The sequence below is a fragment of the Blautia sp. aa_0143 genome (genome assembly GCF_004167315.1).
In the GTDB taxonomy this organism is placed as follows: Bacteria; Bacillota; Clostridia; order Lachnospirales; family Lachnospiraceae; genus Blautia_A; species Blautia_A fusiformis.
On sequence record NZ_RCXU01000023.1, the window covers coordinates 1 to 12,688 of the forward strand.

Genomic DNA, 12,688 nt, shown 5'->3' on the forward strand with positions numbered 1-12,688 from the left:
CGCAGATTTCCGCCAGCCAAGAATCAGCTCCCCTCCTGCAGAGTCCGGCGACAGGCAGCACACGCCTCACGGGCTGGTTTTTCAAGGCGGCAGGGGAGGGTGGTTACTCCACCGGTAGATCTCTGTGTTCTACGCTGGTGGAGAATACGATCTGTGTTTTGGTGCGGCCGAACTGCTGGAGTTCGTTGATGAAGTGGTCCAGTTCCATGGTGGAACGGAAGGCTACTTCGATGAGCATGGAGTAATCGCCGGTGACGCAGTTGCATTCGATGACGTTTGGGATGGACTGGATGAAGGGATAGAAGTCTTTTTTTTGGTTGGGTTCTACTTCCAGGTTGATGAATGCTTTTATATGATAACCGAGAAATACCGGGTTGATCTGGGCATGGTAGCCTGTGATCAGCCCGTTTTTTTCGAGGTGTTCGATCCTGGCGGAAACAGCGGGGGATGAGAGGAAGACTTCCTTTGCGATTTCCTTTACCGGGGTGCGGGCGTTTTTCTGAAGCATTTCGATGATCTTTCGGTCGATGTTGTCGAGTTTGTGTTCCATGTAGAATGTCTCCTTTCGATGAAAAAATGTCATTTGTAACTGGTACAGAGCTGCGTAGGGAAGTGGATTGAAAATATGTTTTTCTGTATTGATTATACTGCGTGTGTTATCACAACACAAGAAACGACTTAATAAAAATAAGAAAAATAAAAGAAATTCTTAAAAAGATTAATATAAACTATTGAAAAACACGGATAGTCGTGGTTTTCTATTAAAAGTATTTACAAGCCACAAAGAAAGTGTTAGCTTCTTAGGCATCAGAAAAACAGCTGCTGATAAAAATGAAAATAACAGAATGATTTGTAAACAGTGAATATCCGTCGGACTGAAAAAGATGAGATCAGAGGGCGGAGCAAATCAGATGTGCACAGGATCAGAAGAAAGAAGAGGGATGATAAAATGACAACAGAAACAAGACTGGAAGCAGATTCGATCGGAACTATGGAAGTGCCTGCAGAGGCTTATTACGGAGTTCAGGCTTTAAGGGCAAAACAGAATTTTCCTATTACAGGTACAAAGCTTCATCCGGTATTTATCAGGAACCTGGCACAGATTAAAAAAGCAGCAGCTATCACTAATAATAATGCAGGGCTTCTTCCGGAGGATAAGGCAGACGCCATTGTCAGAGCCTGTGATGAAGTGATCGCAGGAAAATTGGCTGAGGAATTTATCGTAGATGCCATTCAGGGTGGTGCCGGAACCAGCGCAAATATGAATATGAATGAGGTGATCGCAAACAGAGCCGGTGAGATCCTCGGATGTCCGAAGGGAAGCTATAAAATGGTCCATCCAAATGATCACGTAAACATGGCACAGTCCACCAATGATGTGATCCCGACGGCCGGTAAGCTTACCGTTCTGGATCTTCTTGCACCTCTGGAAAAAGCACTGGTAAGACTTGAGAAGGAGCTTGCAAAAAAGGCAGAGCAGTTCGATGATGTGATCACTATGGGACGTACACAGCTTCAGGATGCAGTTCCGATCCGTCTTGGCCAGGTGTTCCACGGTTATGCGTCCATGGTTTCCAGAGACCGGAAACGTATCGAAAAGGCTCACAGGGAAATGTACACTGTAAACCTTGGAGGAACTGCAGTGGGAACTGCTATCAACGTGTCCGATTCTTATTTTTATAAGATCGTGCCAAATCTGGAAAAGCTTACAGGCTATCCGCTGAAACAGGCTGAGGACCTTTTTGATGCAACAGAAAATCTGGACGGTTTTGTTGCCGTATCTGGTGTGGTAAAAACCTGTGCGGTGGATCTTTCCAAGATGTGCAACGATCTTCGACTGATGTCCTCCGGCCCGAAAACCGGATTTGGGGAGATCAACCTTCCGGCGAAGCAGAATGGGTCGTCCATCATGCCAGGTAAGGTAAATCCGGTCATTCCGGAGGTAGTAAGCCAGGTTGCTTTCCACATCGTAGGACATGATACCACCATTACCATGGCAGCAGAAGCCGGACAGCTGGAGTTGAATGCTTTTGAGCCGGTTGTATTTTGTAATCTTTTTGAATCCATTACGACTCTGGAAAAAGCAGTGGATACATTGATCGTAAACTGCATCACAGGAATCACCGCAAACCGCAAACACTGCAAAGACCTGATGGAAAGCAGTGCAGGAATCGCAACGGCTCTCTGCCCGCATATTGGCTACAAGGCGTCTGCAACCATCGCAAAAACTGCAGTAAAAACTGGCAAGTCTGTCCGGGAACTTGTTCTGGAACAAGGGATCATGACTGAGAAAGAGCTGGAAGAGGTTCTTGATCCGTATCTGATGACAGAAGTCGGAGAAGAGCGGAAAGAGGATGAAGCAAGAAGGAAAGCCTGCTGAGAAAGTTATCTGTACCAACGTATGACGGGAACGTCTGATGCAGCAATTCATTTCAGAGCAGCTGAACCTGATGCGGGATTTTATGGAAATGCTATAGGCAGATCAGGAATGAGATATCAATGAGTATTATAAGGAGACTTGCCACAGTGCAGGTCTCCTTTTATAATGGAAGAAACGCGATAAGAAAAGAAGGGAAAGATGCATGCTTAAACGAACAGCCATACGGGCACTTTGTAATACAACGGCATATCAGAGAGGCCTTGATATTTACCGTACCGGAAAGAGGATCCAGTCGCTGGATATTAAGTCGGAAGGAGCTGTGGATAAAATATCTGCAGCAGTGAAGGGAAGTGGGCGTAATGTATACAATACAGGCTTTCAGTATGATACAGAAGCGGACCGCATAAAAGAAGCATACTGTGACTGCCCGGCCTTTCGCAGCTATTCCGGGATCTGTAAGCATTGCGTGGCAGTGCTTCTGGAATATGGAGACCGTAAGGCCTATGAGCGTGTGGAAATCCGCAGACAGCAGGATGAGGAACAGAAGCAGGCAGAGTTATTCAGCGGAACAGCATTTCCGGCTGCTTTATCCGGACCAGGGCAGCCTGCAACGAAAACCACCGTTGAGCTGAAAAGCCTCCTTAATCGCCAGCTATACAGCCGTATGCTTCCGTTTTCCGGGGATCCGTATTTTGGCAGGGTGGAGCTGGAAACCTGCCTGAAATTTAATTCTGTGAGAAATTGTTTTACCGTGGAATTCCGCGTTGGCTGTGAGAAAAAATATATCCTCAAGGATGTGTTGGCCTTTGTGTGGAATCTGGATCATAATGAGAAGGTTTCTTATGGAAAAAATCTGGAATTTATCCATTCAGATGAAGCCTTTTCAGAAGGATCCAGAAGCGTGCTGGCCTTTATCCGGGAATGGGTCGAGAATCATCACGGCACTTACATGTCCAGATATGAACAGCTGAAGAATATAGCTGTGGAAAAGGTGAGGGATCTTACCGTTGACAGAAAAGAACTTGAGGATCTGCTTCTTATACTTGGCGAAAAAAGTTTCAAGTTCAAAATGAACAATGATCCGGAAACAACATGGCATTCTGTCAGAGAAATTCCGGACAGGACGCTGATGATCCGGAAGAAGGATCAGGGGTTATCTCTTGAGATCGCGCCGGTATACAGTGTGACAGGCATACGGTATCATATGTATTTTGATAATGCGAAGGTATATCTGGTTTCCAGGCAGGAGCTTGGAGCAGTGGAGGAATTTGTTGCTTGTCTGGAGCGGCTTCCTGCAGGCCGAGGCTTTATTGATGAACCGGATGTGCCTGCGTTTGTGCGTGAGCTGCTTCCTTCCCTGAAAAAATTTTTTCACTGTGATCTCAGGGATTTCCCGGAAGAAACAGGTCTTGAATGCTACAAGGCTGCATATGAGATCTATCTGGATGCGCCGGAGCGTGACTGGATCACCTGTAAGGCATTTTCTGTTTACGGGAAGGATAAATTTTCGGTTTTTGACCGAGATGTGTCTGCCCGCACCAGGGATATTCCGGGAGAGCTTGGTGTGTTTGCGCTGCTGTCAAAATATTTTAACGGATATGATGACCAGCGGATGGAGCTGGCATTGGATTGTCGTGCCGAGGAACTGGAATCTTTGTGCAGGGAAGGTTCAGGGAAACCCGACAGTGTGAAAGATTCCGAAGAAAAGCTCTACCAGCTTCTTACTGAAGGGATCCCCGCCATGCAGAAAGTTGCAGCTGTCTATATTTCCCAGTCCATCAAACAGATGAGGGTGACAAAGCTGCCAAACATCCGTCTTGGCGTTTCTCTGTCAGCCGGACTTCTGAACCTGGATCTGGATGTGGAGGGGATGGATCAGGCGCAGCTTTTTGATATTCTTTCCAGGTACGATCGCAGGAAAAAATATTTCCGCCTGAAGGATGGCAGCTTTCTGGATGTTTCCGATGGTCAGCTCAGGGAGCTTTCTGCTCTGAAAAATGGACTGCAGATCAGTGATCGTGAACTGAAAAAAGGAAAGACTCAGGTTCCGGCCTATCGTGCTATGTATCTGGACAGTCAGCTGAAGGGCGGCGATCTGATCAAGGTAGAGAAGGACAATGCCTTTCGTGCGTTGATCCGGAACATGCAGACAATGGAAGAACATAAATTTCAGATTCCCAGGGAGCAGGAAAAAATCCTCCGGGGCTATCAGAAAGAGGGCTTTTACTGGATCAAAACTCTGAAGCATAATCAGTTTGGAGGGATCCTGGCAGATGATATGGGACTTGGAAAAACCCTCCAGGTGATCACATTTCTCTGGTCAGAATTTCAGGAATCTGCGCCGGGAGAAAACAGACGTGCCCTTGTGATAACGCCTGCTTCGCTGGTGTTTAACTGGATGAACGAGATCGAACGTTTTGCGCCGGGACTTCCGGCTACCGTTGTGACTGGTGATGTGAAGGAGAGGAAAGCACTGATCAAAAATGCGGGAGAACGGGAGGTTCTGATCACCTCCTATGACCTTCTGAAACGGGATCTGAAGGCTTATCAGAACCTGGATTTTGCTGTGCAGATCATTGATGAGGCGCAGTATATCAAGAATCACGGAACTCAGGTGGCAAAGGCTGTGAAGGAGATCCGGTCGGAATTCAGGCTTGCGCTGACCGGTACACCGGTGGAGAACAGGCTCAGTGAGCTGTGGAGTATTTTTGATTTTCTGATGCCGGGTTTCCTTTATTCTTACGAAAAATTTCGTAAGGAAATCGAACTTCCGGCTGTGCAGTACAGCAATTCCGATGCGATGGAGCGTCTGCAGAAAATGATCCGTCCTTTTGTGCTGCGGAGATTGAAGAGGGATGTGCTGAAGGATCTTCCGGATAAGCTGGAAAAAGATATGTTTTCCCCGTTGGAAAGCGAGCAGAAGGAGCTGTATGAGGCCCATACGGAACGGCTTCGCCTGATGCTTGGGATGCAGTCGGATGCGGAGTTTCGCACTTCTAAACTGCAGATCCTTGCAGAGATCACGAGGCTGCGGCAGATCTGCTGTTATCCGGGACTGGTATATGAAGGATACAAAGGGAATTCTTCCAAGCTGGAGATGTGCATGGAGTTGGTTCAGAATGCGGTGAATGGCGGACATAAGCTCCTGTTGTTTTCCCAGTTTACTACCATGTTGGATGTGCTGGCTGTCCGTCTGAAAAAAGCAAAAGTTTCTTTTTATATGTTGACCGGATCGACTTCCAAGGAAAAACGGGCGCAGATGGTACATGCATTTAATGAGGATGATACTTCTGTTTTCTGCATTTCTCTGAAAGCAGGAGGAACAGGCCTGAATCTTACGGCAGCTGATATTGTGATCCACTACGATCCCTGGTGGAATCTTGCTGTGCAGAATCAGGCAGCAGACCGTGCCCACCGCATCGGTCAGCAGAACGTTGTCAGTGTCTACCGCCTCTTTATGAAAGACACCATAGAAGAACGAATCCGGGCTCTTCAGGAAAGAAAACGGGAACTGGCTGATGAGATCTTAAGCGGCGAGGGAATCGGCCAGGCTTTGATCAGCAGAGAGGAAGTACTGGAGCTGCTAGGCAGGTAAAATTCTTAACTGAATCAAGTAAGTTCCTTGCTTCAATTACGAAAAGCAATACGCGGTGAGGGGACTTGCTTGTATCGGGAAGAATGCAGGCTGTGAATATCCGCCTGACTCAACAAAAACACCCCCGATGGAAATCGCGTGTGTAAATCACATACGATATCCGTCAGGGGTGTTTTGTTTAAAGTTTTATTTTATGCAAAAAACTTGTCGTACAGACCAAAGAAGAAGATAAACAGAATGATCAGCGGCAGGATATAAGTGATGTATCCGCGCATCCATTTCCGGATCTTCATGCCTTTTCCGGTGTTGGCTTCTTTTGTGAAGTTTTCCCAGCCCCAGCCCCGTTTGGAAACACAGAAAAGCAGGTATACAAGAGAACCAAGCGGGAGCAGAATGTTGCTTACCAGAAAATCTTCAAGGTCGAGAATTGCGCCGCCGAATACCTTGAGCCAGTCCCAGGACCATACATTGTATCCAAGTACGCATGGCAGAGACAGAAGGATGATGGCGATGGCATTTACAAGACTGGATTTTTTTCGGCTCCAGCCGGTAAGCTCCATACCGCAGGAAATAATATTTTCAAATACAGCCAGGATGGTAGAGAAAGCTGCAAATGACATAAAGATAAAGAACAAGCTTCCCCACAGTCTTCCAAGCGGAATGTGGTTGAAAATATTCGGCAGTGTGATGAAGATCAGGCTCGGTCCGGAAGTCTGGTCAACATTGAATGTGAAACATGCCGGGAAAATAATAAGTCCGGAGGTGATCGCAACAAAAGTATCCAGAAGCGCAATATTCATGGATTCACCAAGCAGTGCATGATCTTTTCCGATGTAGCTTCCGAAGATAGCCATAGCACCGATACCAAGGCTGAGAGTAAAGAATGCCTGGTTCATAGCACCGGTAATGGTAGAAATAATACCGATTTCTTTCATACGCTCGAAATCCGGGATCAGGTAGAATTTCAGTCCCTCTTTGGCACCATCCATGGTAAAACTGTTGATGGCAAGAACAACCATGATCACCAGAAGAGAGATCATCATAACTTTGGTAACTTTTTCAAGGCCGTTCTGAAGACCGCGGGAGCAGACAAAAACACCTGCAATAACAACAACGATCATCCAGAATCCCATAGTAACGGGCTGGCCAAGCATGTTGGTAAACTGTCCTGCAACACCGTCGGAATCAAGTCCCTGGAATTTACCAGTGGCTGTCATATAGAAGTAATTCAGCATCCAGCCTGTAACAGTGGTGTAAAACATCATCAGGAGATAACATCCGATCAGAGTGATATATCCATGGATGTGCCATTTCTGTCCTGGTTTTTCCAGTGCGTAATATGCTTTGACAGGACTCTTCTGGCTGGCACGTCCAACAGAAAACTCCATAGTCATAACAGGAAGTCCAAGAAGGGCCAGGAAGATCAGGTAAAACAGTACGAATGTGCCGCCACCGCCCTGTCCGGCCATGTAAGGGAATTTCCAGACGTTTCCGATTCCGATGGCACAGCCAGCAGAAATCAGAATGAATCCCAGACGGGATCCAAGTTTTTCTCTTTCTTTCATAACTCACCTCATTATTGCAGTATGGTAAACTGCTATTTGTATAAAGTCGCAGGTTTTATCTTAACACATTCCGGGATATTGCACAATAAAAAGAACTTGCATTTTACATAAAACATATGTTAGAGTAAAATGCAATTTTAATAAGGAGAAGCGGTGAAACGTTACGCTTTAATGAGATAAAGATCATATGCCGATAGAACCTGGATAACTGTTCTTTTCAGTCAGGGATACAAAGTTTTTTGGAGAGATTCCGTAATATTTCCGGAAACATTTGCTGAAATATCCGGAATCAGAAAATCCGCATAAAGAAGCTACATTTTGAATGGAAGGGCTGTCTTCCAGAAGAAACTGTCTGGCTTTTTTCATGCGGCAGACATTGATATATGAGGTAAGTGTAACTCCGGATTCCTGACTGAATACAGCAGAGAGATGCTGGGGATTGACAAAAAAATGGGAAGCAATGGTTTCAAGACGAAGATCCGGATGATTAAAATTCAGACAGATATATTCCTGAACCTGGGATACAAGAGCTGACTTCCGCGGATTTTTTTCATCAGCAAGAGAATCCAGAACTGCCTTGCAGGTAGACTGGAGCAGTTGTTTTAACTGCAGGGCACTCTGGCAGTTCTGGTAAGTATTCAGGGCGTTTTCCAGAAGAGGAAAAAGCGTTTCACGCTGACTGCACTCCGTGATAAAACCGTCAAGTACAGTAAGAAAAGCAGCAGCTACACTCCAGGTCTGCCGGATATGGATTTTTTTGGTGATGATATCGTTGAAATATTCATCAATATATTTACAGAGAGCCGGTGAATTTTGCTGGCGCAGAAAGATCAGGATATCATTATAAACCAGAGGCTTTAATGTAAAATCACCGGAATGGGACTGGGGCATGAAATAAAGAAATCCGGAAGAAGACGCAGTTCTGTTATGAAAAACAGAAAGAGCCTCTTCATAGGAATAGCGGATTCCTTCCACGCCTTCATGAGGTGTTCCACAGCAGAAAAAAGTGGAAATCTGTGCGATATTATCATATATCCCGGCAAGTCTGAGACAGGATTGTTCCAGATCGGTAAAAGAAAAATCAGAGCTTTTTTCCATGATGATATACTGTCTCATCTGAGAATAGTCAATGTAAATAAGCTCTTTGCACACAGGCTGTAAGATTTCCCTGCATATATTTTCCAGGATGGTGTGGAGCAGAGAAAAATCACCTTTTTCATCCCATATTTCCGGATTGGCATTGTGGATCTCCATAAGAATGGTAAGATAATCGGAAGTTTTATGAACCGGAATTTTTTCCAGATCATCCGGGGAAATGGTTGTTCCGCTGATCACCTTCTGGAAGAAATTAAGCTGCATTTGCCGTGTATACAGATCGCGGAACTGAAAATAATTATTCACATAACTGTTTCTGGAATTTTCCTGATCGATCTCGTCACTTACTTTCTGGAGTGTCTCCATAAGCTCCCGGTGATCCAATGGCTTCAGGAGGTATCCGCGGACCTGAAGAGAGATAGCTTTTTTGGCATAGTCAAAATCTTCGTATCCTGTGGAAAGGATGAACCTGGTATGACAGTCTGTTCCAAGAGCTGCGATCATATCCAGACCGCTCATAACCGGCATGGATATATCCACAAGGGCAATATCGGGTTTAACATTTTCAATAAGCCGGATTCCGGCCTGTCCGTTATTAGCTTCCCCTGCAATGTTATAAAGGTTTTGTTTTTCAAGAAAATTGATCAGAGATTTTCTGAAAAAAATTTCATCGTCAATAATTACGAGTGTTTTCAATTTATATTTCCCCCTCAATCAGATTTTTTTGTCAGGTATTACTATGGTTACAGTGGTTCCCTTTTTAGGTGAACTTTCGATGGTGAGTCCGTAATTCTCACCGTAGAGAAGAGCAATCCTGTGGTTGATACTTGGAAGCCCGAAAGAATGTCGGGCAGTTTTGAAGTCTCTGATAGAACGGTTAAGTTCGGCAAGTTTTTCCGGCGGGATACCGGAACCATTATCAGAAACAGAAATACAGATGGTACCATTTCTGATAGAAACATTTAAGTGAATATGGCATATCTGGCTGGTAAGTCCGTGGACAAAAATATTTTCCACAACAGGCTGTATGGTCAGCTTGGGTATCTCTGCCCCATGATCCTCCCAGGACGGCTCATAGGTGATCTCGTAATCAACAAAATCCATATACCGCAGATTCTGGATATAAAGATACTGTTCTGTAAGAAGCAGCTCCTGGCGCAGAGGAATGATAAACTGTCCCTTTGAAAGAGAGTTTCTGTAGAAAGATGACATGGAAGACACTGCTTTTACTGCAGTATCATTCATGTCAAGTTCTATGAGAGACTTGATGGTGTTTAAAGTATTATAAAGAAAATGGGGATTGATCTGGGACTGTAAAAGACGTACTTCCATTTTCTGTTTGGCATTTTGTTCCTCATAGATATCGTTAAGTAATGTCTGGATCTTCTGCATCATAAGGTTAAACTGGTTATAGAGAACTGCAAGTTCATCATTTGAAGAGTAACTGGCAGAAATATTCAGCTTTCCGGCAGATGCAGATTTCATTTTTTCCACAAGTTTCTGTATAGGTGCGGTGACAGTACCTGTACATAATATGGAAAAAAATACAGATAAAATAAACACTACAATGCTGATCAGAAGAATGTTGTGCAGGATCACCATATGATCCAGAGTCAGGCTTTCCAGAGGAATCAGGTTGATCACATTCCAGTTTAGGTCAGGATAGGATTTGCAGATAAAAAGAGTGTCAGTGCCGTCTACGGAAAAAAACTGCCTGTCGGTTTCTGTCAGGGTTTTATAATTCTCTGAACTGATTTTTGTATAGGATGAGAAGTCTTTATAAATACCTCCGGATGAAGAAGAGGAAAGTATCTGTCCATTTTCATCAGTAATATAGAAATCCCTGGAAGAGCTGTCCGGAAGGTCGCGGAATGCAGAGGAAATATTTGTTTCTCTGATCAGAAGGACCAGGGCGCCCAGATATTTGGTGTTATCAATGTTTGTAATACTTTTTAAGGCTACAAAGGTTGGCTCCCCACTTATCTGGAAGGGTCCGAGAAACTGAAAGGCCAGATTAGTCTGAAGGCTGTCAAGGACTTCGGGACCTAAAATGGAATCAAGCTGATCTGTTTCTGTGGTACTGCTGTGAAACCAGTGGTTTTCTGTATCCAGGATATCCCAGGCATAGATGTTTTTGTGAAGTCCGATGATACGCTGGGCCTGGTCTGTAAGCTCGGAATTTACCAGAAAATGTTCCAGTGTGTTTTCGGGAACTGTGGGATTTTCTTTTAAAACATCGGCGATATTGCTGTTGATGGAAAGGGTGATGGCATAGTTTGATATATTATCGATCTTTTCTCCAAGGTTGCTGGTGATCAGGGATAGCTGCTGCTGACTGGAAAGTGCGGCACGCTTGATCAGTACTTTTTTGGATGCAGTATAAAAAAACACGGAAGTAAGCATGAGTATCAGAGAACTGAGCAGCAGATATGTAATAAAAAGCCTGCGTTTCAGACTGATTCCTAAAAATAAGTGAAACACCTTTTTTTTCAGATTTTCTATCATGGAATCCCCCCTCTGGTTTTATTGGCTACATTATATAATAAGGGAAAAATTCTCACAAGTGTGGGGGAAAGATTGGAGAAAATATTCCAGGTACAGCGAAGATTTTCCATGTATTTTTCCGGACGGATTTAATATAATGGTCTCATCGATAAGGAAAGCGGAACAAAATATTCAATCCGGATGAATAGAAATGTACCAAAAGGAGGACGAAAATGAAATTAAAAAAAGTGATGGCTGCTACACTTGCCACAATGATGTGTCTCTCTTCATTCAGCATGATGAATGTGTGGGCAGATAAAAAAGAGGATTCCGAACCACTTGTGATCAATTATATCAGTGCCAGGGGCGAAACAGATGCGGCACTGAAAACATTGAAGAAGCTTGCAGAAGATTATAAAAAAGATCACCCGGATTTTGAATTCAATGTAGAGTCTATTGCAGACAGAGAAACATATCTTCAGAAGATCAAGATCCTTGCATCCAGCAATGAACTGCCGGACTGGTTTGACGCAGATCCGGAGGCATTTTTTGAAGGACTTTGCAAAAAGGATCTGATCTACAGTGTGGATGACCTTTATGATGAACTGGGTATCAAAGACAAGTTCTTTGATATTGCACTGAATTATCCGAAACTCAGTGACGGAAGCAATTACCTTATGACCTGGCAGGGAAATGTAGAGTATTTCTGGTATCACAAAGACATGTTTGAAAAAGCCGGAATTACTGAAACACCTCAGACACTGGAAGACCTCCTGGATGTGTGCAAGAAGCTGAAAGATGCGGGAATGACCCCGATATCCGCAGGAAATTACGACATGATCATGCGTTATCCTGCATTTAAGGCTTTCAGACTGGAAGGAAATGACTTCATTGACAATGCAAGAATGGGAAAAGAAAAATTTAATTCTGAGACAGGTATCGCAACAGCCCAGTATACACAGGATATAGCCCAGTATTTCAGTGAAGGATGGACAAGTTCAGATACTACCGCACAGATGGATCTGTTTCTGAACAGTGGTGCGGCAATGTTATACACCGGAACATGGGATACACCGGATCTTGTAGATGATGAGGGAAATCTTAAAGATGACATTTCCATGTTCAAACTTCCTGTAGACAGCGAAGGAACCGCTACAGGAGAAAATGATTACTATGCGAATTGTGGAATCGGAACTGCCATTCTCAAGGATTCCATGAGTGATGAGATGAAAGATTTCATCAGTTATGTATGGGATAATTTTGCTGATACGGCAATGTATGAGTTCAATATGCTTCCATCCATGATGCCAAGTGATTCGGAGAAGCTTCCGGAGCTTACACAGCAGATTTTAAGTGATCTTGAGAACTGCGGCACTTTTGCCCAGTGCTGGGATGTTCGTCTGGATCCTTCTACAAACGAGGTTTACAGAAAAGAGTTGGCAAGCCTTGGAATGGGAGAATCAACTCCTGAAGAGTTCTGCGAAAACATGGACAAAGCTGTAGAACAGTATGCATCTGATTATTTTGACACTGAAGAATAACTGAGAGAATACGCAGATGCGGAATTTT

The 12,688-nt window shown here is 44.3% G+C and carries 7 protein-coding genes; 3 read left to right on the plus strand and 4 right to left on the minus strand.

What is annotated here, in order from left to right; all coding sequences use genetic code 11:
- Positions 1-103 precede the first annotated feature (103 nt).
- Complete coding sequence (locus EAI83_RS12270; RefSeq protein WP_021652217.1) at positions 104-550, minus strand: Lrp/AsnC family transcriptional regulator; 447 nt, start codon at positions 548-550, stop codon at positions 104-106.
- Positions 551-949: 399 nt separating this feature from the next.
- On the opposite strand from EAI83_RS12270, the gene EAI83_RS12275 reads away from it, so the two are divergent.
- Both EAI83_RS12275 and EAI83_RS12280 read left to right on the plus strand, forming a co-directional pair.
- Entirely contained in the window at positions 950-2,380 is a 1,431-nt protein-coding gene (locus EAI83_RS12275; protein WP_092069682.1) for an aspartate ammonia-lyase, read from the plus strand.
- A 202-nt stretch (positions 2,381-2,582) separates the two neighbouring features.
- Positions 2,583-5,975, plus strand: a complete 3,393-nt coding sequence (locus tag EAI83_RS12280; protein WP_129975533.1) for a DEAD/DEAH box helicase — start codon at positions 2,583-2,585, stop codon at positions 5,973-5,975.
- A 191-nt stretch (positions 5,976-6,166) separates the two neighbouring features.
- On the opposite strand, the gene EAI83_RS12285 is transcribed toward EAI83_RS12280, so the two are convergent.
- The 3 genes from EAI83_RS12285 to EAI83_RS12295 form a co-directional block, all read right to left on the minus strand.
- Positions 6,167-7,540: a sodium-dependent transporter gene (locus EAI83_RS12285; protein WP_021652213.1), complete on the minus strand. Its 1,374-nt coding sequence runs from the start codon at positions 7,538-7,540 to the stop codon at positions 6,167-6,169.
- Between the two features lie 183 nt (positions 7,541-7,723).
- Positions 7,724-9,331 (minus strand): response regulator, encoded by a 1,608-nt coding sequence (locus tag EAI83_RS12290; protein WP_161206372.1) that lies wholly within the window; start codon positions 9,329-9,331, stop codon positions 7,724-7,726.
- Between the two features lie 18 nt (positions 9,332-9,349).
- The gene (locus tag EAI83_RS12295; RefSeq protein WP_129975537.1) at positions 9,350-11,140 is read right to left on the minus strand and encodes a sensor histidine kinase; all 1,791 of its coding nucleotides are present in this window, start codon (positions 11,138-11,140) and stop codon (positions 9,350-9,352) included.
- A gap of 212 nt (positions 11,141-11,352) precedes the next feature.
- Here EAI83_RS12295 and EAI83_RS12300 point away from each other — a divergent pair, with 212 nt between their 5' ends.
- Positions 11,353-12,660 carry an ABC transporter substrate-binding protein gene (locus EAI83_RS12300; protein WP_092069690.1) on the plus strand — a complete coding sequence of 436 codons (1,308 nt, stop codon included), beginning with the start codon at positions 11,353-11,355 and terminating at the stop codon, positions 12,658-12,660.
- The last annotated feature ends 28 nt before the right edge of the window (positions 12,661-12,688 follow it).